Source organism: Antribacter sp. NEAU-D49 (genome assembly GCF_057158775.1).
The window spans coordinates 185,251-209,711 of sequence record NZ_JBXTSN010000003.1; the positions used below are offsets into that span (position 1 = coordinate 185,251).

The following is a 24,461-nucleotide window of genomic DNA, read 5'->3' on the forward strand; positions in this document are numbered from 1 at the left end:
AGAAGGTACCAGAACGACGGTTCCGTCCGGCCCGTCGCCCGAGGCTGCGACGGGCCCGTCCGGTGCGCGCGCCGGACGGCCCGGCGTGGTACTCCTGGCTCATGACCCGCATCAGTGTCGAAGGCCACGCTCGTCGCACGCATCCCGCCGAGCTGGGCACCGTCCGGCTCTCGGTGACCTTCTCCGGGGCGGACCGGTCCGAGGTGGCCGACGCCGCGAGCCGGGTGCACTCGCGCCTGGTCGACCAGGCGCGGGAGCATACGACGTCGGGAGCGGCGACGCGGTGGGACGCCTCGTCGGTGCACGCGTTCGCGTTCGAGGACTGGGTGAAGCCGGAGGCGCACCTGGGTGAGCAGAAGGTCCGCCGCTTCCGCGCGTCGGCCGGGCTGTCCGTCGTGTTCGCCGACTTCGACGCGCTGTCGGCCTGGATCACCGAGGTGCTCGACACGGACGGCGTGGACCTCGGTGGCGTGGAGTGGGACCTCACGGAGGAGACGCGCGACGCGCTCCTCGCCGAGGTCCGCACCCAGGCCGCCCAGGAGACCGCCCAGCGCGCGAACGCCTATGCCGCCGCCCTCGGGCTGGGCGAGGTGCGGCCGGTCGCCGTGTTCGAGGACGGCCTGCGGCCGGGCGTGGGCGGCCCGGGCGGCGGGCACCCGGAGCGGCGCATGTTCGCCATGGCCGCGGACGCCGGCCCCCAGCTCGAGCTCTCGCCCGGCGACCTGGAGGTCACGGCGCGGGTCACCGCGGACTACGAGGCGTCGGCCCCGGTCCGGTCGTCGGTCTGAGCCGTGGTGGGCGGCCTGCGCACCCTCGGGCTGGACGGCACCCGCGCGACGAAGCGGATGGTGAGGCTGGGGGGCGACGCCTAGGGTGGCTCGGGTACGCAGTGCCGCGACGACAGGAGGCCCCATGCCCGCCATGCGCCCGCTCGGCTACTGGCTCAAGACCGTGGACCGGCTCATCGACGAGCAGTTCGAGGCCGCCGCCGACGACGCCGGGCTCACCCGGCGGCAGTGGCAGCTCCTCGACGCGACGAGCCACGGAGCGCGCACCCAGGCGGACCTGGACGTGGCCCTCGCGCCGTTCCTGAGCCGTGACGAGACGTCGGCCCTCGACGTGGACGTGCTGGTGCGCCAGGGGCTCGTGGAGGACGCCCCCGACGGCCTGCGGCTGACCACGGCGGGCCGTGAGACCGCCCAGCGGGTGCAGGCCGGCGCGGTGGCGCAGATCCGCGAGCGCACCATGGGCGGGGTCAGTGGCGACGACTACGCGCACCTGCTGGCGACGCTCGAGAAGATCGCCCGGAACCTCGGGTGGGAGGACGCGGAGTAGATCACCTCCAGCTCGGCCGCATGCACCTATTGCGCATGCGCAGTAACTGCACATAGACTCTCCGTATGACGTCGTCACGAGAGGTTCCGGACCGGCCGCACCTCGACCGTGCCCGGGCTGCGCTCGAGGCGGCAGCCGGGGCGCAGGCGAGCGCCGCCGTCGAGCACCTTGCCCAGGCGCGAGCACTCCTCGACGGGGCGCTCGACGAGGCCATGGCCGAGGCGCTGCTCGCAGGGGCGTCGGTGCGTGCGGTCGCCGAGGCCGCCGGGGTGGCTCCCAACACGGTGCCGCCCCGGCTGGCTCGCACGGCCGCCCTGGCCGCGTACAGCAGCCACGACGGGCGGGTGACGTCCGAGGGGCTCGCCCGTGCGCGGTACGACCGCGAGCGGGGGCAGGAGCCACCGCAGGCACCGGCGGTGGAACCGTTGCGGTTCCGGCGTCGCACCTGATCACAACCACACGGAAGGTGGCCACCATGGCAGACACGAGCTTCACCCACATCGCGATGCTGCTCGACCGGTCCGGGTCGATGCAGGCCATGAAGGAGGCCACCGTCCAGGGGTTCGACCTGTACATGGCCGAGCAGAAGGCCACGCCGGGACGCTGCACGGTCACGCTGGCCCAGTTCGACGACCGGTACGAGGAGGTCTACACGGACAAGCCCGTCGAGGACGTCCCGTCCCTCGTCCTCGAGCCGCGCGGCAGCACGGCGCTGCTCGACTCTATCGCCCGGCTCGTCCGCACCACGAGCGAGCGGCTCGCCCTCATGCCCGAGGACGAGCGTCCCGCGACGGTGATCGTCGGCATCATGACCGACGGGTACGAGAACGCGTCCAAGGAGCACACGCACGCCGCGATCAAGTCGCTGGTCACCGAGAAGGAGACCCAGGACGGCTGGGCGTTCCTGTACATGGGAGCCAACCAGGACGCGATCGAGGTGGGCGCGTCGCTCGGCGTGCGCCGGGACCGGTCCCTGACGTACGACGCAGGGAACGTGGGCGCCGCCATGGCCGCGACCTCGCGGGGGACCGCGCGGATGCGCTACGCCGCGGCCGCACCGGGCTCGGCGCCCGCGCCGGCGGCGTTCTACACAGAGGAGGACCGGGCTGCGGCCGTCGGCTCCTCGGGTCCCGACGCGGCAGCACCCCGGCCGATCGTGCCGCCCCCTGCAGGGAGGCGGGGCGCGCCTCCCCTGCGCCCCCGGGGGTCGGTCCAGCCGCGCCCGAGGACGGCAGCTCCGCCGCCGCCCGTGGAGCCGGGGTCGTTCGCCCCGCGGGACGACGCCGAGGAGTAGCGGCTCGCCGGGCCCGTGCCGCTCGCGCCCCCTTGCGCCACCGCGCGAGGGGGCGTGTCAGTGGCTCCCGGAATACTCCCCGGCATGACTACGGAACTCCCCGAGGGTGTCTCTCCCGACGAGCTGTACGTCGCCCCGGGCGCCAAGATGCTGCACTCCGACGACTGCCAGCACCAGACCGAGAAGACGATCCCCACGATGCGGCGGGCGACCGCCGAGGAGCTGGCCAGGCTGCCTCTCTGCTCGTCCTGCGCACGGGTGCTGACCGGCGGGCGACGCCGTTACCTCGCGTCGTTCGACGAGGCGCTGGAGGCGTTCCAGGCGCCGCTCGAGAACCGTCCCCTGATGCGGGAGATCGCCGCGCGGCACGACCAGACGATGATCTGGATCCCGCCGAGCGGCGGCCGCATCTCCCTCGCTCCCGGCAAGGGGCGGGAGACGACGGCCAACTTCTTCAAGAGCTACGTGCTGCACCAGGACGGCGGCACCCTGGTGCGTACCGAGCTGCCCGTCGCGTACGAGGTCCACGACAGTGGTGCCCGCAAGGGCACCGAGCGCGAGCGGGGCGTGTGCACGTCCTGCTTCCTGGAGCTGCTCCCCTCGGGGCTGTGCGGGGAGTGCGACTGACCTAGGGTCGAACCATGGCCACGTTCGACGACGTCCGACGGCTCGCCCTCGCCCTGCCCGAGGTGACCGAGAAGGTCTCCTGGGGTTCGCCGATGTGGTGCGTCCGCGACAAGGGGTTCGTCTGGGACCGCCCGCTGCGCACCAAGGACCGGGCCGAGCTGGGCCCGGCGGCACCGGTCGGGGCGATCCTCGGCGTGCGGGTGGCCGACGAGGGCGAGAAGCAGGCGCTGATCGCCGCCAACCCCGACGTCTTCTTCACCGTCTCGCACCTCGACGGGTATCCCGCCGTGCTCCTGCTTCTCGACGCGGTCTCCCCGGACGAGCTCGAGGAGCTGGTGGTGGACGCCTGGCTGGACCGTGCCCCGAAGCGGCTGAGGGAGAGCTACCTCGCCGCCACGGGCGGTCCGGGCACCGAGGGCGACCCGCAGACCTGAGCCGACCGCCGCACTCGGCTGGATCGTCCGTATCTGTACCCTTTCTCCGGGAGGGCTTCCGTGCCCGCCCTGCCCCGTCCTGCCGTAGAAAGGCCCACGAACGATGCCGTCCGAGCTCTCCGGACCCACGCGGACCGATGTTCCGGTTTCGCACGCCGAGGACCGTCCTGCGAGGTCCGGGACGTCCAAGGAGATCTCGGTGGCGCTGATCACCGCGGGTGGCACGATCGTCGCCGCCCTCATCGGCGCGGCGGTCGCGGTCGGCACCGGAGCGGCCTCGGTGCCGGCGCTCGACGGCTCCCCCAGCGTCGGCTCGCTGGAAGGCACGATCGTCACCCTCCAGGAGCAGCTGGCTGCGGTCGACGCGGCGAACGAGGCCCTCCAGGCCGAGAACAAGAAGCTCAACGACACGATCGCAGAGCTCACCGGCTCGTCAGCCGCGGGCGGCACCGCCGCGGAGGCGGCGCCGGTCGCGGACGTGGCCCGCAGCACGGACGGCACCCCGATCGCGATCAACTACGGCACCTGCCTCGATCTCGACAGCACCGAGGGCAACTGGGGCGTCAGCTCGGGCGAGGGCGACTTCTGCATCACCTTCGGGCACGACGTCACGGGCGACTCGATGACGGTCCTGGACGCGGCCCCGGACGCGGAGGCCTGCGCCGGTCAGACCCAGCTCGACGACTACCTGCCCGACGCCCCCACGCTCCTCGGCAAGCACCTCTGCGTCCGGACGAGCACCGGCCGGTACGCGGACGTACAGGTGGTGAACGTCCGCGAGGCGGACGACGCGTACGACCTCGAGATCACGGTCTGGAAGTAACCCGCCTAATCGATTCGCCGGGCTGTCCCGGCTGCAGCACCCGGCCTACCTTCGACGGCGGGGAAGCCCCCGCTCCCTCACCTTCCGCACGAAGGAGTGCCATGACCACGACAACCCTCCACAGACGACGGCCCACCCGACTCGTCGCCGCGTTCGCCGCTGCTGTCGCCACTGTCGCCGCGGCCCTGACGGCGGCGGTGGTGACGGCGGCCCCCGCGAGCGCCGCCGTCATCTGCGACCAGTACGGGACCACGGTCGCGGGCAGCTACGTGATCCAGAACAACCGCTGGGGCACCACCGCCACCCAGTGCATCAACACGACGTCGAACGGGTTCTCGATCACGCAGCAGGACGGCGTGGGCAACACGTCCGGCGCGCCGGTGTCGTACCCGTCGATCTTCCTGGGCTGCCACTACACGAACTGCAGCCCGGGCTCGCCGCTGCCCAAGCAGATCAGCACGATCGGTACGGCACCGAGCAGCATCAGCTACACCTATCCGGGCAGCGGGACGTACAACGCCTCGTACGACATCTGGCTCAACGCCGACACGAACGTGTCCGGCGTGCAGGACACCGAGATCATGATCTGGTTCAACAAGCAGGGGTCGATCCAGCCGATCGGCTCGCGCACCGGATCGGTGTCGATCGCCGGCCGTACGTGGGAGGTCTGGACGGGCAACAACGGCGCCAACAACGTGGTGTCCTACATCTCGGGCTCCCCGATCGGGTCGTTGTCCTTCGACGTCATGGACTTCGTGGACGACACCCTCACCCGCGGCTCGCAGTACGGGAACGCGAGCTGGTACCTCACCAGCGTCCAGGCCGGGTTCGAGCCGTGGATCGGCGGTGTGGGCCTCGCGGTGAACTCGTTCTCGGCGTCGGTCACCTCGGGCACCTCGACCCCGCCCCCGCTGACTCCCGGGACGCCCTCGGTGACGGTCACCGGCACGACGGCGTCCTCGGTGTCGCTCTCCTGGGCCGCCGCCGTCCGGGCGACCAGCTACGAGGTGGAGCGTTCGACGAACAACAACGCGACGTTCACGCGCGTCGGCACGCCGAGCGGCACCACGTTCACCGACTCCGGCCTGACCTCGGGCACGCAGTACAACTACCGCGTCCGCGCCGTGAACAGCGCCGGCACCTCGTCGTACTCTCCGGTCGTCTCCGCCACCCCAGGCGGTGGCGGCGGTGGCGGCGGTGGCGGCACCGTCTGCACCACGACGGTCGCCCCGGCGAGCGCATGGACCGGGGGCTACACCGTGAACGTCACGGTGAAGAACACCAGCACCATGACGGTCGTCGCCTGGCGCTCGTCGGTGACGCTCCCGTCGGGTCACTCGCACGTCGGCTCGTGGCCGGGTACGTCGACGGTGAGCGGCCAGACCGTCACCCAGGCGAGCCAGTCGTGGAACGGCACCCTGGCGCCGGGCCAGAGCGTGACGTGGGGCATGCAGGCCACCCGCCCCGCGTCGGACTCCTCCCTGCCGACCTCCGGCTCGTGCGTGGTGGCCGTCCCGTAGCCCTGGTCCTCGGCGGAAGGCCGTCCGGTGCGCCCCGGGGCGCGCCGGGCGGCCTTCCGCTGTTTCACGACAGGTCGGGCGGACGCTGGTCCCATGGACACCGACTCCTCAGCCCGTGCGGGCACCGCCCGCCCCGTCGCCGTCGTCACCGGATCCGAGTCGGGTATCGGCCGGGCCACGGCCGTCGCGCTCGCCGAGGCGGGGTTCGACCTCGGCCTCTGCTGGTACGCCGACGAGCACAAGGCGCAGGCGACGGCGCGCGAGGCGTCCGGCCACGGCGCCCGGGCGGAGCTCCGCCGTCTCGACGTCACGGACGCGGCTGCCGTGCCCGTCGTCGTCGACGACCTGGCGGCCGCGTTCGGCCGGCTGGACGCCCTCGCCAACGTGGCGGGCACCGGCTCCTCGACGCCGCTGCTCGACCTGGACCTTGCCGAGTGGCGGTCGGTCATCGCGACCGACCTGGACGGACCGTTCCTCCTCCTGCAGGCCGCTGCGCGGCACATGGTGGCGGGCGGGCGCGGCGGCAGGATCGTGAACGTGACGAGCGTGCACGAGCACCAGCCTCGCGTGGGCTCGGCCGCCTACTGCGCCGCCAAGGGCGGGCTGGGCCTGCTCACGCAGGTCGCGGCGCTCGAGCTCGGTGAGCACGGCATCACCGTCAACGCCGTGGCGCCGGGTGAGATCGCCACCGCCATGACGGGTCAGGAGGACGAGGACCCGACGCGGACCAGCCGGCCGGGGGTCCCTCTCGGGCGGCCGGGGGACGCCCGAGAGGTGGCCGCGGTCATCACGTTCCTCTGCGGTCCGCCGGCCACCTACGTCACGGGGGCGTCGTGGGCCGTCGACGGCGGCATGCTCCGCATGGGCCCCATGGCCGGCTCGCACCTGACGAACGACGACTGGCGCCGACCGCAGACGTGACGGCCGCGCACTGCGCGTCCCGGAGCCGCCGGGCGGCGCGCCGTCGACGACACGCCGCCTGGCCTGCGCCAATGTCAACATTCGTCACGGGTGAAATACGCCTCCGTACCGTCGGAGCATGACAGCCACGCGCACACGGGAACGTCGTCGTCCGCCCCGCCTGCCCGCGGTGATGGCCGCGGCGGTCGCCCTCGCGGTCACCTGGACCGTGGCGCCGCCGGCCACCGCCGACGGCGAGGACCCCGTCGGAACCCTCGCGGCGCCGCCGACCTTCCGCGTCTACGGGACACGGGAAGGGCTGGTCGGCGGCACCACGGCGAACGGCCACGTGATCACCGACCGCGACCACTTCGCCGCGCTCCCCTCGCGCCGGGCGCTGTCCGCCCAGGGGTCGGGCACGTACACGGTGCGAGTCTGCGCCCCGAGCACCAGCCGCTGCGCCTACGCCCCCGTCTGGGACGTCGGCCCGTGGAACACGACCGACGACTACTGGAACGCCTCCCGCCAGAGCTGGACCGACCTGCCGCAGGGTCGCCCCCAGGCGCAGGCCGCCTACCAGGACGGCTATAACGGCGGCAAGGACCAGTTCGGGCGTACGGTCCTCAACCCGGCGGGCATCGACCTCGCCGACGGGACCTTCTGGGACGCCCTGCGACTCACCGACAACGCCTGGGTCGACGTGACCTACCTCTGGGCGGGCACCGGGCCGCGCGGCGTCGTCCGGACGGGCGGCGGCCCGCTGACCGTCCGCTCCGGTCCGGGCACCGGCTACGCGGCGGTGGGCCAGGCGGGCCAGTACTCGACGGTGGTGGTCGAGTGCACCGCCCGCGGCACGTGGATCGACGGGCACCTGGGCTCGACCAACCTCTGGAACCGGATCGGGCCCGGCCACTGGGTCTCCGACGCGTACCTCAGCACCGGCACCGGCAACCCCGTCGCGGCGCCCTGCTGACGCGCCGGTGCCACCCGCCTAGACTTTGACACGGATGTCAAGGTCGGGAGGAGCGGCATGAAGATCGGTGAGGTAGCCCGGCGAGCGGGAGTGACCCCGCGCCTGGTGCGCTACTACGAGCAGCAGGGCCTCCTGGAGGCTCCGCGCGAGAGCAACGGGTACCGCTCCTACGACGAGGAGCACGTCGAGCGGGTGCAGCGGGTGGCGAGCCTCATCCGCTCCGGGGTACCGACCCGCCTCATCAAGGTCCTCCTCGACGCCGAGGCCGCACCTCCCGGAGAGGCGTGCCCGCGTGCTGTGGCCGAGCTGCTCGCCACCGAGCTGGTCGGCCTCGACGACCGCATCGCGTGCCTCACCAAGAGCCGCGACACGATCCGCGACTACCTGGCCCGCACGGAGGTCCTGGTCGGTTCGGCCACCTGAGAACACAACGACGCCGGGGCCTCGCCTCCCGTTCGGGAGGCGAGGCCCCGGCGTCAGGAACCTCGGGTGGCGTCACTCGACGCCGAGCAGAACCTCCACAGCACGGCTGAAGAACGCGTCGACCGGGGCCTCCGCGTAACCGTCCGCGCCCTTGGCGCGTCCGAACGTGGCCGAGCGCACCTCGCCCGCCGTGAGCGGCTCCTGGCGGTCGAAGTAGGCCACGAGACGGTCGCACAGGTCGTCGACGTCGTCCTTGTCGTAGCCCTGCTGACCGGCCGCGGCGGGGGCGAACTTGTCGCCGTCCGGCCGGCCGAGGCGCCCGTACAGCGTGCGGGCGCGCTCCGCGAGCGCGTTCATCCATGCCTGCTGGCCGTGCGCCGCGACGTACTCGGCGCGCTGACGCTGGATGAACGCCGCCTCGAGCCGGTCGAGCGCCGCGTCGACCTCGTGGGTGTTGTATCCGCCTCGCACCAGGTCGAACGTGGAAGCCTGGATGTCGGCGCTCGTCAGGCGCTCGGCCGTACGACCCTCGTACGCCTGCCGGGCATGCTCGAAGAAGTCGTCGACCTCTTCCTTGTCATAGCCCGTGCGCACCTTCGAAACGGTGTTGAACATGCCGCTCACTCGTCGTCGTCCTCCTCGGCCGCCAGCTGCCCGCAGGCGCCGTCGATGTCGCTGCCTCGGGTGTCACGGATCGTGGTCGGGATGCCGTGCCCGCGCAATCGTGCCACAAACTCGTCCTCGACCGGTCGCTCGCTGGCGGTCCAGATCGAGCCCGGCGTCGGGTTCAGCGGGATCGGGTTCACGTGCACCCAGCCGCGGCCACGCGCGTTGAGCTTGGTGCCCAGCAGGTCGGCCCGCCAGGCGTGGTCGTTCATGTCCTTGATGAGTGCGTACTCGATGGACACCCGGCGACCCGTCACCTCGTAGTAGTGGCGCGCGGCGTCGAGCGCCTCGTCCACCGACCAGCGGGTGTTGATCGGCACCAGCTCGCTGCGCAGGTCGTCGTCCGGGGCGTGCAGGGACAGCGCGAGAGTCACCGGGATGCCCTCGTCGGCCAGCTTCCGCATGGCGGGGACCAGGCCCACCGTGGAGACGGTGATGTTGCGGGCGCTCATGCCCAGGCCCTCCGGCTGCGGTGCGACCAGCGTGCGCACCGTCTCCATGACGGCCTTGTAGTTGGCCAGCGGCTCGCCCATGCCCATGAACACCAGGTTGTTGAGCCGCGCCGGCCCGCCCGGGATCTCCCCCGCCGCGAGCGAGCGGAACGCGGCCCGGACCTGCTCGACGATCTCCGCGGTCGACAGGTTCCGCGTCAGGCCCAGCTGGCCGGTGGCGCAGAACGGGCACGCCATGCCGCAACCGGCCTGGCTGGACACGCAGAGCGTGGTGCGGTTGGGGTAGCGCATGAGCACCGACTCGACCTTGGCGTCGTCGAAGAGGTGCCAGAGGGTCTTGACGGTGGTGCCGCCGTCAGCCTCGAGGGTGCGCGTCGCGCGGATCAGCGGCGGGAACAGCGCCTCGGCGAGGGCCTCCCGGCTCGCGGCCGGCAGGTCCGTCATGAGCGCGGGGTCGCTCGTGAAGTGCGTGAAGTAGTGCGTGGCGAGCTGCTTGGCCCGGAACGGCTTCTCGCCCGCCTCCACCACGGACGCGACCCGCTCCTCCGGCGTGAGGTCGGCAAAGTGGCGCGGCGGCTTGCCGCGCCGGCGCGGCGCCATCTGGAGCGGGAGGGGCGCCGTCTGGTCGGACGGGCGCACCACGGGTTGGGTTGTCATTCAGGCCACCACCGAGAGCACGAGATAGACGAAGGGCGCGGTCAGCAGGAGAGAGTCCAGCCGGTCGAGGACACCACCGTGCCCGGGCAGGAGCGTGCCCATGTCCTTCAAGTCTAGGTCGCGCTTCAGCAGCGACTCGGCGAGATCGCCGATGGTGGCGGTCACAGCGCTCAGGACACCGAGCGCCACCCCCACCCAGGGGCTCTCATCGAGCCCGTACACGGCGCCGATGACACCAACCGCCGTGGCCAGCGCCACAGAGCCCCCCAGCCCCTCCCAGGTCTTCTTGGGACTCACCGTGGGGGCGAGCGGGTGCCGGCCGAAGAGCACACCGGCGATGTACCCGCCGGTGTCGCCCGCCACTGCCAGCATGACGAACAGCGCCACCCGGATCTCGCCGTCCGGCTGGGACAGCATCAGCACCACGAACCCAGCCATGAACGGCAGGTACGCCGCCGCGAACACCGCCGCGGCGGCGTCGCGCACCGCGCCCGTGCCCGAGCCGTCCAGCGCGCGCCACACCACGGACCCCGCGACCGTGAGCACGAAGGCCACGAGCAGGGCCTCCGGGCCGGCCTCGGGCCCCGAGAAGTACGCCGACACCTCCATGCCCGCCGCGCCGATCATCAGGGGCAGCATGGGGAGCCGCACGCCGCGACGGGCGAACGCCTGCCGGAGCTCCCACAGCGCCGCCCACAGGGCGATCACGACGAACCCCACGAAGGGCTCGGGGCGGAAGTACAGCGACGCCCCGACGATCCCGAGCAGGCCGAGGCCCACCGCGATCGCGGCAGGGAGGTTCCGGCCCGCGCGGGAGACGCGCGGCTCTACGGGTGTCGCGCCGGTGGCGGCATCCGGGTCTGGGGTCATGGTGTCTGCTGGCGCGCGGCTCGGCGTCGGACGATGGGCGACGGTGGCCATCAGACCTCGAGCAGCTCGCTCTCCTTGCCCGCGAGCAGCTGGTCGATCACGTCGACGTGGCTCTTGGTGAGCGACTCCAGCTCCTTCTCGGCGCGCGCCACCTCGTCCTCGCCCGCCTCGCCGTCCTTGACGATGCGGTCCAGCTCCTCCTTCGCCTTGCGACGGACGTTGCGCACGCTGACGCGCGCCTCCTCCGCCTTGGTCTTGGCGAGCTTGACGTAGTCGCGGCGGCGCTCCTCCGTGAGGGAGGGCAGCACCACGCGGATGGCCACGCCGTCGTTGCCCGGGTTCACGCCCAGGTCGGAGTCACGCAGGGCCTTCTCGATGCCCGACATCGAACCCTTGTCGAACGGCACGATGAGCACCGTGCGGGCGTCGGGGATGTTGAAGGACGCCAGCTGCTGCAGCGGCGTGGGCGCACCGTAGTAGTCGACCGTGAGCTTGCTGAACATCCCGGCGTTCGCGCGCCCGGTACGGATGCCCGCGAAGTCCTCCTTGGCGACCTCGATCGCCCTGTCCATCTTCTCCTCGGCTTCGAGAAGGGTCTCGTCGATCACCGGTGCTCCTGTCCTAGTACGTGTCGTGCGGGGGTCACAATACGGAAGTCTGCCAGGCGGACGGTCAGACGGCGGTGAGCAGCGTGCCGATCCGCTCGCCGAGCAGCGCGCGCGTGACGTTGCCCTGCTCCTCCAGGCCGAACACGCGCATCGCCACGTCGTTGTCGCGGCACAGCGCCATCGCCGTGTCGTCCATGACGCCGAGACGTCCGACGAGGGCGTCCGTGTACGTCAGGTGGTCGAGCTTGCGCGCCGACGGGTCCTTGCGCGGGTCAGCCGTGTACACGCCGTCCACGCCGTTCTTGCCCATGAGGACCTCCTGGCAGTGCACCTCGAGCGCGCGCTGCACGGAGACGGTGTCCGTGGAGAAGTACGGCATGCCCGCGCCGGCGCCGAAGATGACGACGCGGCCCTTCTCCAGGTGCCGGATGGCGCGCAGCGGGATGTAGGGCTCGGCGACCTGACCCATCGTGATGGCGGTCTGCACCCGCGTCTTCACGCCGGCCTGCTCCAGGAAGTCCTGGAGCGCCAGGCAGTTCATCACCGTGCCCAGCATGCCCATGTAGTCGGCGCGTGCGCGGTCCATGCCGGCCTGCGACAGCTCGGCGCCGCGGAAGAAGTTGCCACCGCCCACGACGATCGCGACCTGGACGCCCTCGCGGACCGCCGCGGCGATCTCCTTGGCCACGCGCCGGACCACGTCGGCGTCGAGGCCCACGCTCCCGCCACCGAAGGTCTCGCCCGACAGCTTCAGGAGCACCCGGCGCGCCGGCCGCCCCAGGTCGTCCACCGCGTGCGTCCCGTGCGTCGCTACCTCGTCGCTCACTGCTGCGTCACCCTTCGTCCCGTCGTCCACACCATCCGGCCAGGGCTCACGTTCTTCCCCGGCATCTTGCCCGACGGACGGCCCTCCCGCCCGGGCGGGCCGTCACCTCCCGCGCCGGCCACCAGGGTGGACGACGCCGGAGCTCACCTTCCGTACGTGGGGCGCGCTCCGGCGTCGGGCGGCCGGGGCGGTCGAGGCCGCGCGTACGCATCACTCAGGTTGTCACCTGTGTCGATACGCGGTGGCCCGGCACGCCCGGTCGCGCGTGGCGGGCCCCCCGGGGGGGGGGCCGGGGGGGGGGGGGGGGGGGCCCCGCCCGGGGGGGGGGGGGGGGCCGGGGCCACCGGGGTTGCGTCAGGAACCGACGCGGAAGCGGACGAACGCGGACAGCGTGCCGTTGACGCTCTCGACGTGCTTGGCCACCGTGGTCTTCGGGTCCTTGGCGAGGGGCTGCTCCAGGAGGACGACCTCCTTGAAGAAGCCACCCAGGCGGCCCTCGATGATCTTCGGCAGCGCGGCCTCCGGCTTGCCCTCGTTGCGCGAGGTCTCCTCGGCGATCTCGCGCTCCTTGGCGACGACGTCCGCGGGGACCTCGTCGCGCGTGAGGTACTTCGGGGCCATAGCGGCGACGTGCTGCGCGACGTCCTTGGCCACGGCCTCGCCGGCCTCGTCGGTCACGACGAGCACACCGATGGTCGGCGGCAGGTCCTTGGCCGTCTTGTGCAGGTACGTCGTGACCTTCGGGCCCTCGACGCGAGCCACGCGGCGGAGCACGATCTTCTCGCCCATGGTCGCGCCCTGGGCGGCGATCAGGTCGGCGACGGTCCCGTCAGCGGTCGGCGCGGCGAGCGCGGACTCGGTGTCGGTCGCGCCGGCAGCGGCGACAGCCTTGAGGACCGAGTCGGCGAGCGCGATGAACTTCTCGTTCTTCGCGACGAAGTCGGTCTCCGAGTTGAGCTCGATCATCGTGGCGGCCTGGCCGGACGCGGCCTCGGTCACCTCGACGGCCACGAGGCCCTCGGAGGTGGTGTTGCCCTCGCGCTTGGCGGCGCGGGCGAGACCCTTGGTACGGATGATCGCGACGGCCTTCTCGGCGTCGCCGTCGGCCTCGTCCAGGGCCTTCTTGACGTCGAGCATGCCGGCGCCGGTGCGCTCGCGCAGGGCCTTGATGTCAGCGGCGGTGTAGTTCGCCATGGTGGTGGTCCTCCGTGCTGGTTGCTTGGTACGTGGGAGCGGTGCGCGCGGGCCGGGTCACCCCGGAAGGTGCACCCGGCCCGCGCGTTCCGTCACTCGGACTCGGGCGCAGCGGTCTTCTCGGCCGGGGCCTCGGCGGCCTCGGTCTCGACGACCTCGGCGGCGGGGGCCTCGACGGCGGCGGCCTCGACGGCCTCCGTGGCCTCGGCGGGGGCCTCGGTAGCGACCTCGGCGGCCGGGGCCTCCGTGGCGGCGGCCTCGGCCGGAGCCTCGGTCGTGTCACCGGCGAGGAGCTCGCGCTCCCACTCGGCCAGCGGCTCCGCCGCGGGAGCGGCCTCGGCGCCCGTCGCCTTGCCGGAGTGGCGCTGCATCAGGCCCTCGGCGGCGGCGTCGGCGATCACGCGGGTGAGCAGCGTGACGGAGCGGATCGCGTCGTCGTTGCCCGGGATCGCGTAGTCGACCATGTCGGGGTCACAGTTGGTGTCGAGGATCGCCACCACCGGGATGTTCAACTTGCGCGCCTCGTCGACAGCCAGGTGCTCCTTGTTCGTGTCGACGATCCACACGGCCGAGGGAACCTTGGCCATGTCGCGGATGCCACCGAGGGTGCGCGCGAGCTTGTCCTTCTCGCGGCGCAGCACCAGGAGCTCCTTCTTCGTGAGGCCGGAGGCGGCCACGTCGTCGAAGTCGATCTCCTCGAGCTCCTTGAGGCGCTGGAGACGCTTGTGCACGGTGGTGAAGTTGGTGAGCATGCCGCCGAGCCAGCGGTGGTTCACGTACGGCATGCCGACGCGGGCGGCCTGCTCGGCCACCGGCTCCTGCGCCTGCTTCTTGGTGCCGACGAAGAGGATGCTGCCGCCGTGGGCGACGGTCTCCTTGACGAACTCGTAGGCGCTGTCGATGTAGGACAGCGACTGCTGGAGGTCGACGATGTAGATGCCGTTGCGCTCCGTGAAGATGAACCGCTTCATCTTCGGGTTCCAACGACGGGTCTGGTGTCCGAAGTGGACACCGCTCTCGAGGAGCTGACGCATGGTCACGACGGCCATGGCACTTCCTTCCGGCGCGGTCCGGGATCCTCCCAGGGCCCGCGCACAGTCAGGCGACGCGGGCCGGGGCCCGGTTCGCGATCTCGGTTGACGGCACCCGGACGGGTGCCCCTGGCGTCACCCCGTGCCTGGCACCGGAGACCCGAGGGCCGCCGGACCGCTGCCGGAGCGGGAGTACGTGACGCGCGACGTCGGCCGGGCACGCGAGTCCCCCGGGAATCGAGGGAGAGAGCGCACGCCGGTCGCGGGTTGAAGTCTACCCGAACCGGGTAGGACCGGCGGACCGCCCGCGGTGTGACCTCAGCGGTGGTGCAGCACGTGGCCCGTGACGGTCACCCCGAGGCTCAGGACGCCGGCGACGAGCATGCCCAGGCCGATGCCCGCGTCCCCCCCGACCGCCAGGAGCAGCGCCCCCACGGCCGCACCGACGAGGATCAGCGCCACCGCGAGCAGCCTCCGGGGCCAGCCGGCGCCCGTACCGCCGGCGAGGCGCGAGTCGGCCGCGAGGCCCGTGAGGGTGGAGGTCACCACGACGGTGGTGACGTCCTTGACCGCCAGGCGGCGCGCAGCCGCGGCCTGCACGCCCATGGCCAGCGCCAGCACACCGGTGACGACGAACGCCCACGCCGTGCCCTCGACAGGCGTGCTGATCAAGGCGCCCACGCCCAGGCCGGTCGCGAGCAGCCCGGTGACGCCGAACGCGACGGTCGAGGCCCGCACCCAGTCCGCCGGACCGCTGTTCACGAGCCGGCCGCCCAGGATCGCCCCCAGGAAGAAGCCGCCGAGGGCGAGGGCGGGGCCGAGGACCGGCAGGTCGTCGCCCCCGGCGAGCGCCATGCCGAGGATCACGACGTTGCCGGTCATGTTGGCGGTGAACACCCGGTCGAGGCCCAGGTAGCCGACGGCGTCCACGATCCCCGTGGTGAACGTGAGGACGAGCATCAGGACGAGCTGGGTCGTCGCGGGGGCAGGGCGTCGTGCGGAGGTCACCGCGACATGATGTCATCCGCGATGGCCCGGCCCCGCCGCCTCGCCCGGGGGCGGCCCTGCTGCGCCGACGACGACGTGCCCTCCAGAGGCCGACCACAGGGAACGTTCCGCGGCACTCCTGCACAGCGGGTAGGCCGCCGTCCGGTGGCGGGCGGCCCGGTGGAGCACCGTGGTCGGCATGACTCGCACCTCGCGCCGCCCGGCGGCGACCCTCTCCGTCGTCCTGGTCGCGGCTCTCCTGACGCCGCTCCCCGCGGTGGCGCGCACCGAGCGGGCGGCGGCGCCGCCCGGGACGACGACGGGCCCGGCGGCCGTGCTCGCGGCGGCGCCCAGGCCCGGCACCGGCTATGTGGCCCCTGTTTCCGGGGTGGACCCGCCGGAGGGCGTGGTGCGCGGGTTCGACCCGCCGGAGGAGGAGTGGGGCGCCGGGCACCGCGGGGTGGACCTGCTGTCGGCGACCGGCGCGCCGGTCGTCTCACCAGGGCCGGGAACCGTCACCTTCGCCGGTCAGGTCGCCGGTCGCGGCGTGCTCGTGGTGACGCACCCGGACGGGCTCCGCTCCAGCCTGGAACCGGTGGTCCCGGCCGTGGCGGTCGGTGACGCGGTGGTCGCCGGGACGCCCGTCGGCGTCGTCGAGGGCGGGGGGATCGTCGGCGGGCCGGGAGCGAGCCACTGCGCGCCGGAGGCCTGCGTGCACTGGGGCGTGCGACGCGGCGAGCGCTACCTCGACCCGCTGGCGCTCCTCGACCGCCCGGTGATCGTGCTGCTGCCGACCGGCTGACGAGGTCAGGCGCGCGGGAACGCCTGGGCGTAGACGCGCTGGAGGCGGTCCGCGTCCACGTGGGTGTACCGCTGGGTCGTCGCGAGGTTGGCGTGCCCCAGCACCTCCTGGACCGCCCGCAGGTCAGAGCCGCCCTGCAGCAGGTGCGTCGCCGCCGAGTGGCGCAGCGCGTGGGGGGCCACGTCCTCGACGCCCGCCAGCGCGGCCAGGCGGTGCACGGCGTCGCGCACCTGCCGTTGCCCCCAGCGCCCGCCGCGCTCGCCGATCAGCAGCGCCTGCCCGCTCACCCCGGAGACCAGCGCCGGCCTGCCGACCCGCAGCCACGCGTCGACGGCTCGCGCCGCCGGGAGCCCGAACGGGACCACCCGCTCCTTGCCGCCCTTGCCCAGCACCCGGACAAGACGCTCGCGGGGGTCCACGTCACCCACGTCCACCGAGACCAGCTCCCCCACGCGGATACCCGCCCCGTACAGCAGCTCCGCGGCGGCCCAGGCGCGCAGCGCCGAGGGCCGGGACACCTCGTCGGCCTCGGCGGCGGACTCCCGCGCGGTGTCGAGGAGCCGTGCGGCCTCGTCCACCGCGAGGACGGTCGGCAGGGTGCGCGGCACCTTGGGGCTGGCGAGCCGTGCCGACGGGTCGGTGGCCACCAGGCCGGTCCGGTGCGCCCAGCGGAGGAACGCTCTCGCGGACGCCCCGCGCCGGGCGAGCGTCGCACGGGCGAGACCACGTTCGGACTGGGCGCCGAGCCAGCCGCGCAGGACGGCGAGGTCGACGCCGTCCAGCCGCCCGCAGCCGTGACGGACCCCGTACCGCAGGAGGTCCGTCACGTCCGCCACGTAGGCGCGCCGCGTGTGTGCCGAGTGCCCGCGCTGCGTGTCCAGGTGCACGGCGAAGCGGCTCACCGCGTCGGCGAGCTCCGCCGGGAGACGCGGCACGTCGGGCTCGGAATGGTCCACATCCGCCAGTTTGCCCCGTGATCCCGTTGTGCCCGGTCAGCGGGGCCCGGCGTGTCCCTCACCTCAGGCGCGCCGCAGCCGCCACCTGCCGTCCTGGTTCTCGGCCAGCCCCCGGAGCTCCAGGATGCCGAGCGCCCCGAGCGTCTCCGTGACCGACCTGCCGGCGACCCTCGCCACCGTCTCCGCGGCGGCGGGCCCGCGCACCGGCAGGGCGTCGAGGACGGCGCGTCCGACGGGATCCAGGCCGTCCCCGGGCCGGGACTCGGCCAGCCGCTCGGGGGCGGCGTCCGCCCCGGAGTCGCCCGCCAGCTCAGCGACCTCCGCGGCATCGGTGACGCACACCGCGGCCCCCTGTCGCAGCAGCTCGTGACACCCCGCAGACGCCATGGAGGTCACCGGACCCGGCACCGCACCGAGGGGCCGGAAGAGTCCCACGGCATGGTTGGCGGTGGACAGGGCACCCGACCGGACGGAGGCCTCGACCACGATCGTCGCCCGCGTCGCTCCTGCGATCAGGCGGTTCCGCTTCAGGAACCGCTGCTTGCCCGGCACCGAGCCGGGCGGCACCTCGCTCACGACCGCTCCGTCCTCGGCCGCCCGGCGCAGCAGGCCGGAGTTGCCCGCCGGGTAGAGCCTGTCGACGCCGCCCGCGAGGAACGCCACGGTGGCACCGCCGGCCGCGAGCGCCCCGCGGTGCACGGCCGCGTCCACGCCGTAGGCGCCGCCCGACACCACCGTGAAGCCCTTGTGGGCCAGCCCGGCCGCGAGCCGCTCGCCCACGTGGAGGCCGTAGTCGGTACAGGCGCGGGACCCCACCACGGACACCGAGCGGGCGACGAGCGCACCCAGGTCGCCACGCCCCCTGACCCACAGCGCCAGCGGTGCGCTGACGCCGAGGTCCTCCAGGCCGGCCGGCCACCGCGGGTCCGCCGGCACGAGGAGCGTGCCGCCGTAGCGCGCGAGCACCTTCAGGTCGCCCTCCGGGTCGAGCCCCGCCAGGCGCCCGGACCAGCGGCGCACGCCGGCGAGGAGCCGGCCGACGGCGTCCCGGGCGGCCACCGGAGCACCGGCGGGCACGTCAGCCGGCCGGGGCAGGATCCGGCCGGGCAGGTCGGCCGCGGGCACGGCCGGACCGCCCGGACCTCTCGTCGTGGCGAACACCCGCCGGAGCACCGACTCGGCCTGTGCCGGTGCACGGACCGCCTCGACCACCCACGCCAGCGCGTCGACTGCCCCCAGCTGCTGGACCAGGGCCACTGCCGCCTCGTCCCCCGGCTCGGCGAGCCGGCTCCAGGCGGCGCTCGCGAGCATCGGGTCCGCCGCGTCGAACCTGAGGCTCGCGGTGCTCAGCGCGCCCTCCCGGGATCCGGCCGGGCCGGAGCCCGCCCGGGCACCTGCCGGGCCTCCGCCCGGCCGCGTACCGCCGGCCGGGCCGGTCGAGACCGGTCCGCGGCGGGGTCCGCCCCCTCCGGTTCCGGCGTCCGGCGGCACGTCGTCGAACAAGGTCTCAGCCATGGTGCTCCCTCGTCCGCAGGCCGACAGCGCGCCCGACGTGCTCCGCGTTCGGCGCGTCCTGGCCGGCAAGATCGGCGAGCGTCCAGGCGACGCGCAGCACCCGGTCGGCCCCGCGGAGACTGAGCGTGCCCTTCTCGAGCGCGTCGTCGATCACGCCGAGGACGTCGCCCCGGGGCCCGAGCAGGTCACGCAGCCAGCCTCCCGGGACCTCCACGTTGGCGACCCAGGGCGTCCCGGCGAGCCGCGCGCGTGCGGCCTCGCGCGCGGCGACCACACGCTCCGCCACCACGGCAGACGATTCCCCTGGACCTGCCGCCCGCGCCTCCCGGGTGACGGGGTGGACCGTGAGCTGGAGGTCCACCCGGTCGAGCAGCGGCCCGGACAGGCGGGAGAAGTACCGGCGCCGGGCGTTGGCGCTGCACGTGCAGCCCAGCCCCTTGCCGGACCCGTGCCCGCACGGGCACGGGTTGGCGGTGAGCACCATCTGGAAGCGCGCAGGGTACCGGGCCGCGCCCCCCGACCGGTGGATGACCAGCTCGCCGTGCTCGAGCGGCTGGCGCAGGGTGTCGAGGACCCTCGCGTTGAACTCCGGCGCCTCGTCGAGCATGAGCACGCCCCGGTGCGCGCGGGACGCCGCACCCGGACGCGGCACACCGGTCCCGCCGCCCACGACGGCGGGTGACGTCGCGGTGTGGTGCGGGTCTTCGTACGGCGGGCGCCGGATCAGTCCCTGCCCGGGGTCGAACGTGCCGGCGATCGAGTGCACGGCCGTCACCTCGACTGCCTCCCTGTCGGTCAGGTCCGGCAGGATCCCGGGGAGCCGGGCGCCGAGCATCGTCTTGCCCGCGCCCGGTGGCCCGACGAGCAGGAGGTGGTGCCCGCCTGCGGCCGCGATCTCCAGCGCGGACCGGGCCTGCTCCTGGCCGAGCACGTCAGCAAGGTCGCCCGCCCCGCGTGGGGCCCGCGGGGGCCGCAGGCGCAGCACGGGCTCCACGTCTCGCACCAGGTCGGCGGGGCCTCCGTGGAGGGCGACGACCTCCCCCAGGCTCGCCGCCCCCGCCACCCGGGCCCCGGGGACGAGGCGGGCCTCGTCGACGTCACCCGCTGCGACCACGACGTCCCGGTAGCCCGCGGCGACGGCCGCCGCCACGGCGGGCAGCACCCCGCGCACGGGCTGGAGACGGCCGTCGAGGCCCAGCTCACCGAGGTGGACGGTCCGGTCCAGGCCGCTCGCCGGGATCATCCCCGCCCCCGCGAGGATCGCCACCGCGACGGCGAGGTCGTAGCCGCTGCCCTGCTTGCGCAGAGAGGCCGGCGACAGGTTCACGGTGATCTTCTTGACCGGCCAGGGCAGGCCCGTCGAGGTGACGGCAGCCTTGACCCTGTCGCGCGACTCGCTCAGGGCGGCGTCGGGGAGCCCGACCAGAGTGAAGCCGGGCACCGACGCCGCCAGGTGCGCCTGGACCTCGACCACGTGACCGGCGAGCCCCACCAGCGAGACCGCGAGCGTCGTGGCGACACCCACTCAGACCACCCCCTCGAGGTGTTCCACGGCTGCCGCACCCGCCCGGGGCAGCGTCACCGCCACCACGTCGATCCGGACCCCGGCGAAGTGCGCCGGGAGGTCGGCCCCGTCGGCACAGCGCAGCCGGTGGTGGCTCAGGTACTGGCCTGCCAGCACCCTCAGGCGCGCCAGCTTGCGGGCGGTCACCCCCTCGGCCGGATGACCGAACCCCGTGCCCGAGCGCGTCTTGACCTCGACCACGACCAGCAGGTCACCGTCGATCGCGACGAGATCGAGCTCGCCGCCCTTTCCCCGCCAGTTGCGGTCGAGCACCCGCCAGCCGCGTGCGGCCACATGCCTGGCCGCCACCGACTCGCCGTACTTCCCGACGCCGTCCTTTGCGCGCATCGCTCACCTCCGTGACCACCTTTGGTCACGCGAGAGGTGCGCCGAGGCCGCGCGGGGCCGGGCTGTGCACAGACCGGGCCGCAGGCCCGTTGTGGTCGGGGTCGGGCAGGCCCGGCCCGGTCAGGACGGCAGATCCGACCCGCCCACGGGTTCCGCGGCCGGCGACCGCAGGGCACGGGGGACGTCAGAGCGCGAGCTCGGCCTTGGCCAGCTCCTCGACGTTGACGTCCTTGAACGTCACGACCCGCACCGACTTCACGAACCGGGCCGACCGGTACACGTCCCACACCCAGGCGTCGCCGAGCCGCAGCTCGAAGTACACCTCGCCCGCCGCGGACCGCACCTGCAGGTCCACCTGGTTGGCGAGGTAGAAGCGACGCTCGGTCTCCACCACGTACGAGAACAGGCCCACCACGTCGCGGTACTCGCGATAGAGCGCGAGCTCCATCTCGGTCTCGTAGTTCTCCAGGTCTTCGGCGCTCACGTCGCCATCATCCCATCGGCACGCAAACCGTCGTCCTCGAAGGGCTCGGCCGGCAGGAGGTCCAGGTCGACGACGCCCGTCAGCGCGGGCATCGCGCCGACGCCCACCCCCGGCAGGTTCCACGAGCGGCGGTGCAGGGGCGTGGGGCCGTGCTCCCGGAGCGCCTCGAGGTGGGCCGGAGCGCTGTAGCCCTTGTTCTGGTCCCACGCGAAGGCGGGATGCTGCGCCGCGAGGCGGGTGAGGATGCCGTCGCGCTCCACCTTCGCGAGCACGCTCGCCGCCGCCACCGAGGCGCACCGCAGGTCCGCCTTGACGAGGGTGGTGACCCGGGGGTCGGGCCACGGGCCCATCGCGGTGGGCACGTGGTCGGCCACGTCGAGGCCCGGCTCGCCCGGCGAGCCGTCCAGCGACGCCGCCTCGAAGAGGTCGGCGACCGGGGTGGTGAGCCAGTCGTGCGAACCGTCGAGGACGACCACGTCGACCGGTCCGGCGAGCTCGCGCACCTGAGCCAGGGCCCGGCGCCCCGCGAGACGCAGGGCGCCGATGATGCCGTGCTCGTCGATCTCCGCCGCCTCGGCGTGACCCACCGCGTAGGCGACCGCCCAGCGCCGGAGGGCGGGGACGAGCTGCTCCCGTGCGGCCGCGGTGAGGAGCTTGGAGTCGGTGAGGCCCTTGGGCGCGGTGCGCGTTCCCGCGTCGACCACCACGACGCCCACGCTGACGGGGCCGGCCAGCGCGCCACGACCGACCTCGTCCATGCCCGCCACGAGGCGGGCTCCGGACGCGAGGAACGACCGCTCCTGGCGGAGCGTCGGCGCCTTCCGGGTGGCGGCGGAGGCACGTGGCGCGGCGGTGCCCGCCCCGGCGGCTCCCGCACCGCGGGACCGCGTCCGCGGAGCCGTCTCAGGAACGACCTGCGTCACAGCGCCGCGTCCTCCCTGCGGGCCATCGCGGTCGCGGCGGCTCCCGCGTCGGGCACGTCCACGAACACGTCCTCAGGGTTGTTGTGCCAGGTGGCCCGCTCGAACGGCCACACCGTGGCGAAGGCGACGCCGACGACGTTCTCCACGGGGACGAACCCGCCGCCCTCCTTGCCGCCGTTGTACCGGGAGTCCTTCGAGTTCTGGCGGTTGTCGCCCATCACCCAGAGCATCCCGTCGGGCACCGTCTGGTCGAACGGGTCCTGGCTCGGGCTGGAGCCCGGCGCGATGTACTCGGTCTCGTCGATCGGCACGTCGTTGATGCTGACCCGGCCCTCGGCGTCGCAGCAGACCACATGGTCGCCGGGCAGGCCGACGACGCGCTTGATCAGGTGCTCACCCGTGTCCTGCGGCAGCAGGCCCACGAACGTCAGGCCGTCGGTGATCGCGTTCCCGACCGGGCCACGGTCGGGCGCGACATAGGGCGGCAGCCAGCCGCCCGGGTCCTTGAAGACCACGATGTCCCCGTGCCGCAGCTCGAACGGCCCCGGCGTCAGCCGCGACACCATCACGCGGTCGCCCTCGACCAGCGTCTGCTCCATCGACGCGCTCGGGATGAAGAACGCCTGCACGAGGAACGACTTGATCAGCCACGACAGCACCAGCGCGCTGACGATGATGATCGCCGCCTCCCGCAGCATCGCCAGGGTGCCCGAGCGCGGCTCACGCTCACGACGGCGGTCGCCGCTCCGGGCGGCGGGCTGCTCCGAGGGCACGGCATCCCAAGGATCTACGTCGGTCAAGGGGGTCCCATCGGTCTGAGCGGAGTTCGCCGTACGGTCGGAGTTCGTCACGCACCCACTCTTCCACCTCGGTGGGTACGCAGCGAAATGACCCTACGTCACGGCACGGGATCCTCCCGACGTGCCGCGGTCGCCGTGGCACCCGCGTCGGGGACCTCCGCGAACACGTCCTCGGGGTTGGTATGCCACGTCGCCCGCCCGAACGGCCAGACCGTCGCGAAGGCGACGCCGACAACGTTCTCCACCGGCACGAACGCACCGCCCTCGGTGCCCCCGTTGTACCGCGAGTCCTTCGAGCCCTGCCGGTTGTCGCCCATCACCCAGAGCATCCCGTCGGGAACGGTCTCGTCGAACGGGTCCTGGCTCGGCCGAGAGCCCGGCGCGATGTACCCCGCCTCCTCGACCGGCACCCCGTTGATGCTCAGGCGCCCCGCGGCGTCGCAGCAGACCACGTGGTCACCCGGCAGGCCGACGACGCGCTTGATCAGGTGGTCGCCGGAGTCCTGCGGGAGCAGGCCCACGAAGGTCAGGCCTGTGACGACCGCGTCGCCCACCGGCCCGTGGTCGGCCGGGAGGGGCGGCGGCAACCAGCCACCGGGGTCGGTGAACACCACGATGTCGCCGTGCCGCAGCTCGAACGCGCCGGGGGTCAGCTTCGACACCATGACCCGGTCCCCCTCGACCAGGGTCTGCTCCATCGACGGGCTCGGGATGAAGAAGGGCTGCACCAGGAACGACTTGATCAGCCACGACAGCACCAGCGCGCTCACGACGATGACCGCCACCTCCCGCAGCGTCGCCAGCGGCCCGGTGCGTCGCTGCCGCTCAGGGCGGCGGTCGGTATGCGTCACGCGGACACTCTTCCACCCCGGCGCGGTCCGGAGCACGAGGGTCTCGGGGTGGAACGGGTGAGGGTCCGGAAAAGGGAGCAGGGACGACGACGCCCGGCCGCCCCCCGAAGGGACGACCGGGCGTCGTCAGGTACCGCTGTGTGCGACCGGAGGTCAGCGCACGTCGCGCTTCTCCTTGATCTTCGCCTTCTTGCCGCGCAGCGCGCGCAGGTAGTACAGCTTGGCGCGACGGACGTCACCGCGGGTGACGACCTCGATCGAGTCGATCGTGGGGGCGTGCACCGGGAAGGTGCGCTCCACGCCGACGCCGAAGCTGACCTTGCGGACCGTGAAGGTCTCGCCGATGCCGCCGCCGTGGATGCGGATGACGACGCCCTGGAACGCCTGGATGCGGGAGCGGTTGCCCTCGACGACCTTGACGTTGACCTTCAGGGTGTCGCCCGCACGGAACTGCGGGATGTCGCTGCGCAGCGAGGCTGCGTCGACGATGTCGAGCGTCTGCATGGGTTCTCTCCGGGCCTGCCACAGGTCAGGCACGAGTCTCGTGGGCCGTCTCACGGGGAGCGGTCCCGGTGCTGTCAGATGAGGTGCGGTGCGG

Annotated in this window: 29 protein-coding genes; 12 read left to right on the forward strand and 17 right to left on the reverse strand. The window is 73.2% G+C overall.

What is annotated here, in order from left to right; translation table 11 throughout:
* The first annotated feature begins 101 nt into the window (after window positions 1–101).
* The 11 genes from AC060K_RS04190 to AC060K_RS04240 all read left to right on the forward strand — a co-directional run bounded on the left by AC060K_RS04190 (window position 102) and on the right by AC060K_RS04240 (window position 8,329).
* A complete protein-coding gene (locus tag AC060K_RS04190; protein ID WP_483764202.1) occupies window positions 102–788 on the forward strand; it encodes an SIMPL domain-containing protein in 687 nt (228 codons plus the stop codon).
* Window positions 789–912: 124 nt separating this feature from the next.
* Window positions 913–1,335, forward strand: coding sequence for a MarR family winged helix-turn-helix transcriptional regulator (locus AC060K_RS04195; protein WP_483764203.1), 423 nt, complete (start codon window positions 913–915; stop codon window positions 1,333–1,335).
* Between the two features lie 65 nt (window positions 1,336–1,400).
* Window positions 1,401–1,784, forward strand: a complete 384-nt coding sequence (locus AC060K_RS04200) for a hypothetical protein (protein ID WP_483764204.1) — start codon at window positions 1,401–1,403, stop codon at window positions 1,782–1,784.
* Window positions 1,785–1,810: 26 nt separating this feature from the next.
* On the forward strand, window positions 1,811–2,629 hold the full coding sequence (locus AC060K_RS04205; protein WP_483764205.1) for a VWA domain-containing protein: 819 nt from the start codon (window positions 1,811–1,813) through the stop codon (window positions 2,627–2,629).
* An 84-nt stretch (window positions 2,630–2,713) separates the two neighbouring features.
* Window positions 2,714–3,256, forward strand: a complete 543-nt coding sequence (locus tag AC060K_RS04210) for a hypothetical protein (RefSeq protein WP_483764206.1) — start codon at window positions 2,714–2,716, stop codon at window positions 3,254–3,256.
* Window positions 3,257–3,270: 14 nt separating this feature from the next.
* Complete coding sequence (locus AC060K_RS04215) at window positions 3,271–3,690, forward strand: MmcQ/YjbR family DNA-binding protein (protein ID WP_483764207.1); 420 nt, start codon at window positions 3,271–3,273, stop codon at window positions 3,688–3,690.
* Between the two features lie 199 nt (window positions 3,691–3,889).
* Window positions 3,890–4,513, forward strand: a complete 624-nt coding sequence (locus tag AC060K_RS04220) for an FtsB/FtsL family cell division protein (RefSeq protein WP_483764208.1) — start codon at window positions 3,890–3,892, stop codon at window positions 4,511–4,513.
* Window positions 4,514–4,614: 101 nt separating this feature from the next.
* Entirely contained in the window at window positions 4,615–6,033 is a 1,419-nt protein-coding gene (locus tag AC060K_RS04225; protein ID WP_483764209.1) for a GH12 family glycosyl hydrolase domain-containing protein, read from the forward strand.
* Between the two features lie 93 nt (window positions 6,034–6,126).
* The gene (locus tag AC060K_RS04230) at window positions 6,127–6,954 is read left to right on the forward strand and encodes an SDR family oxidoreductase (RefSeq protein ID WP_483764210.1); all 828 of its coding nucleotides are present in this window, start codon (window positions 6,127–6,129) and stop codon (window positions 6,952–6,954) included.
* A 118-nt stretch (window positions 6,955–7,072) separates the two neighbouring features.
* On the forward strand, window positions 7,073–7,906 hold the full coding sequence (locus AC060K_RS04235; RefSeq protein ID WP_483764211.1) for a hypothetical protein: 834 nt from the start codon (window positions 7,073–7,075) through the stop codon (window positions 7,904–7,906).
* Between the two features lie 57 nt (window positions 7,907–7,963).
* Window positions 7,964–8,329, forward strand: coding sequence for a MerR family transcriptional regulator (locus AC060K_RS04240; RefSeq protein ID WP_483764212.1), 366 nt, complete (start codon window positions 7,964–7,966; stop codon window positions 8,327–8,329).
* Window positions 8,330–8,401: 72 nt separating this feature from the next.
* On the opposite strand, the gene AC060K_RS04245 is transcribed toward AC060K_RS04240, so the two are convergent.
* The 8 genes from AC060K_RS04245 to AC060K_RS04280 all read right to left on the reverse strand — a co-directional run bounded on the left by AC060K_RS04245 (window position 8,402) and on the right by AC060K_RS04280 (window position 15,641).
* Complete coding sequence (locus tag AC060K_RS04245; protein WP_125775184.1) at window positions 8,402–8,944, reverse strand: DivIVA domain-containing protein; 543 nt, start codon at window positions 8,942–8,944, stop codon at window positions 8,402–8,404.
* Window positions 8,945–8,949: 5 nt separating this feature from the next.
* Complete coding sequence (gene rlmN, locus AC060K_RS04250; RefSeq protein WP_483764319.1) at window positions 8,950–10,047, reverse strand: dual-specificity RNA methyltransferase RlmN; 1,098 nt, start codon at window positions 10,045–10,047, stop codon at window positions 8,950–8,952.
* A 57-nt stretch (window positions 10,048–10,104) separates the two neighbouring features.
* Window positions 10,105–10,974 carry a phosphatidate cytidylyltransferase gene (locus AC060K_RS04255; protein WP_483764213.1) on the reverse strand — a complete coding sequence of 290 codons (870 nt, stop codon included), beginning with the start codon at window positions 10,972–10,974 and terminating at the stop codon, window positions 10,105–10,107.
* A 50-nt stretch (window positions 10,975–11,024) separates the two neighbouring features.
* Window positions 11,025–11,582 carry a ribosome recycling factor gene (gene frr, locus AC060K_RS04260; RefSeq protein ID WP_483764214.1) on the reverse strand — a complete coding sequence of 186 codons (558 nt, stop codon included), beginning with the start codon at window positions 11,580–11,582 and terminating at the stop codon, window positions 11,025–11,027.
* Between the two features lie 64 nt (window positions 11,583–11,646).
* Entirely contained in the window at window positions 11,647–12,408 is a 762-nt protein-coding gene (gene pyrH / locus AC060K_RS04265) for a UMP kinase (RefSeq protein ID WP_483764215.1), read from the reverse strand.
* A 354-nt stretch (window positions 12,409–12,762) separates the two neighbouring features.
* Window positions 12,763–13,602: a translation elongation factor Ts gene (tsf, locus tag AC060K_RS04270; protein WP_483764216.1), complete on the reverse strand. Its 840-nt coding sequence runs from the start codon at window positions 13,600–13,602 to the stop codon at window positions 12,763–12,765.
* Window positions 13,603–13,694: 92 nt separating this feature from the next.
* Window positions 13,695–14,651: a 30S ribosomal protein S2 gene (rpsB, locus tag AC060K_RS04275; protein ID WP_483764217.1), complete on the reverse strand. Its 957-nt coding sequence runs from the start codon at window positions 14,649–14,651 to the stop codon at window positions 13,695–13,697.
* Between the two features lie 300 nt (window positions 14,652–14,951).
* Window positions 14,952–15,641, reverse strand: coding sequence for a YoaK family protein (locus AC060K_RS04280; protein ID WP_483764218.1), 690 nt, complete (start codon window positions 15,639–15,641; stop codon window positions 14,952–14,954).
* Between the two features lie 178 nt (window positions 15,642–15,819).
* Here AC060K_RS04280 and AC060K_RS04285 point away from each other — a divergent pair, with 178 nt between their 5' ends.
* Window positions 15,820–16,422 carry a M23 family metallopeptidase gene (locus tag AC060K_RS04285; RefSeq protein ID WP_483764219.1) on the forward strand — a complete coding sequence of 201 codons (603 nt, stop codon included), beginning with the start codon at window positions 15,820–15,822 and terminating at the stop codon, window positions 16,420–16,422.
* 5 nt (window positions 16,423–16,427) lie between these two features.
* Here AC060K_RS04285 and AC060K_RS04290 read toward each other — a convergent pair whose 3' ends face one another.
* The 9 genes from AC060K_RS04290 to rplS form a co-directional block, all read right to left on the reverse strand.
* Window positions 16,428–17,387 (reverse strand): tyrosine recombinase XerC, encoded by a 960-nt coding sequence (locus AC060K_RS04290; RefSeq protein ID WP_483764320.1) that lies wholly within the window; start codon window positions 17,385–17,387, stop codon window positions 16,428–16,430.
* 54 nt (window positions 17,388–17,441) lie between these two features.
* A complete protein-coding gene (dprA, locus tag AC060K_RS04295; protein WP_483764220.1) occupies window positions 17,442–18,893 on the reverse strand; it encodes a DNA-processing protein DprA in 1,452 nt (483 codons plus the stop codon).
* A complete protein-coding gene (locus AC060K_RS04300) occupies window positions 18,886–20,418 on the reverse strand; it encodes a YifB family Mg chelatase-like AAA ATPase (protein ID WP_483764221.1) in 1,533 nt (510 codons plus the stop codon). The genes dprA and AC060K_RS04300 overlap by 8 nt, the downstream gene beginning before the upstream one ends.
* Entirely contained in the window at window positions 20,419–20,805 is a 387-nt protein-coding gene (locus AC060K_RS04305) for a YraN family protein (RefSeq protein ID WP_483764222.1), read from the reverse strand.
* A gap of 184 nt (window positions 20,806–20,989) precedes the next feature.
* On the reverse strand, window positions 20,990–21,289 hold the full coding sequence (locus tag AC060K_RS04310) for a DUF2469 domain-containing protein (protein WP_119137991.1): 300 nt from the start codon (window positions 21,287–21,289) through the stop codon (window positions 20,990–20,992).
* Window positions 21,286–22,212 (reverse strand): ribonuclease HII, encoded by a 927-nt coding sequence (locus tag AC060K_RS04315; protein ID WP_483764223.1) that lies wholly within the window; start codon window positions 22,210–22,212, stop codon window positions 21,286–21,288. Before AC060K_RS04315 ends, AC060K_RS04310 begins: the two co-directional genes overlap by 4 nt.
* Window positions 22,209–22,985, reverse strand: a complete 777-nt coding sequence (gene lepB, locus AC060K_RS04320; RefSeq protein WP_483764224.1) for a signal peptidase I — start codon at window positions 22,983–22,985, stop codon at window positions 22,209–22,211. The genes AC060K_RS04315 and lepB (AC060K_RS04320) overlap by 4 nt, the downstream gene beginning before the upstream one ends.
* 125 nt (window positions 22,986–23,110) lie before the next feature.
* Window positions 23,111–23,863 (reverse strand): signal peptidase I, encoded by a 753-nt coding sequence (gene lepB, locus AC060K_RS04325; RefSeq protein ID WP_483764225.1) that lies wholly within the window; start codon window positions 23,861–23,863, stop codon window positions 23,111–23,113.
* 153 nt (window positions 23,864–24,016) lie between these two features.
* A complete protein-coding gene (gene rplS, locus AC060K_RS04330) occupies window positions 24,017–24,367 on the reverse strand; it encodes a 50S ribosomal protein L19 (protein ID WP_483764226.1) in 351 nt (116 codons plus the stop codon).
* Window positions 24,368–24,461 lie beyond the last annotated feature (94 nt).

Excerpts from the sequence above, each read along its gene's own strand:
- AC060K_RS04190 (WP_483764202.1), top strand. The coding sequence starts at position 102 with ATGACCCGCATCAGTGTCGAAGGCCACGCTCGTCGCACGCATCCCGCC.
- AC060K_RS04195 (WP_483764203.1), top strand. The coding sequence starts at position 913 with ATGCCCGCCATGCGCCCGCTCGGCTACTGGCTCAAGACCGTGGACCGG.
- AC060K_RS04200 (WP_483764204.1), top strand. The coding sequence starts at position 1,401 with ATGACGTCGTCACGAGAGGTTCCGGACCGGCCGCACCTCGACCGTGCC.
- AC060K_RS04205 (WP_483764205.1), top strand. The coding sequence starts at position 1,811 with ATGGCAGACACGAGCTTCACCCACATCGCGATGCTGCTCGACCGGTCC.
- AC060K_RS04210 (WP_483764206.1), top strand. The coding sequence starts at position 2,714 with ATGACTACGGAACTCCCCGAGGGTGTCTCTCCCGACGAGCTGTACGTC.
- AC060K_RS04215 (WP_483764207.1), top strand. The coding sequence starts at position 3,271 with ATGGCCACGTTCGACGACGTCCGACGGCTCGCCCTCGCCCTGCCCGAG.
- AC060K_RS04225 (WP_483764209.1), top strand. The coding sequence starts at position 4,615 with ATGACCACGACAACCCTCCACAGACGACGGCCCACCCGACTCGTCGCC.
- AC060K_RS04230 (WP_483764210.1), top strand. The coding sequence starts at position 6,127 with ATGGACACCGACTCCTCAGCCCGTGCGGGCACCGCCCGCCCCGTCGCC.
- AC060K_RS04235 (WP_483764211.1), top strand. The coding sequence starts at position 7,073 with ATGACAGCCACGCGCACACGGGAACGTCGTCGTCCGCCCCGCCTGCCC.
- AC060K_RS04240 (WP_483764212.1), top strand. The coding sequence starts at position 7,964 with ATGAAGATCGGTGAGGTAGCCCGGCGAGCGGGAGTGACCCCGCGCCTG.
- AC060K_RS04245 (WP_125775184.1), bottom strand. The coding sequence starts at position 8,944 with ATGTTCAACACCGTTTCGAAGGTGCGCACGGGCTATGACAAGGAAGAG.
- rlmN (WP_483764319.1), bottom strand. The coding sequence starts at position 10,047 with ATGGCGCCGCGCCGGCGCGGCAAGCCGCCGCGCCACTTTGCCGACCTC.
- AC060K_RS04255 (WP_483764213.1), bottom strand. The coding sequence starts at position 10,974 with ATGACCCCAGACCCGGATGCCGCCACCGGCGCGACACCCGTAGAGCCG.
- tsf (WP_483764216.1), bottom strand. The coding sequence starts at position 13,602 with ATGGCGAACTACACCGCCGCTGACATCAAGGCCCTGCGCGAGCGCACC.
- rpsB (WP_483764217.1), bottom strand. The coding sequence starts at position 14,651 with ATGGCCGTCGTGACCATGCGTCAGCTCCTCGAGAGCGGTGTCCACTTC.
- AC060K_RS04285 (WP_483764219.1), top strand. The coding sequence starts at position 15,820 with ATGACTCGCACCTCGCGCCGCCCGGCGGCGACCCTCTCCGTCGTCCTG.
- dprA (WP_483764220.1), bottom strand. The coding sequence starts at position 18,893 with ATGGCTGAGACCTTGTTCGACGACGTGCCGCCGGACGCCGGAACCGGA.
- AC060K_RS04305 (WP_483764222.1), bottom strand. The coding sequence starts at position 20,805 with ATGCGCGCAAAGGACGGCGTCGGGAAGTACGGCGAGTCGGTGGCGGCC.
- rplS (WP_483764226.1), bottom strand. The coding sequence starts at position 24,367 with ATGCAGACGCTCGACATCGTCGACGCAGCCTCGCTGCGCAGCGACATC.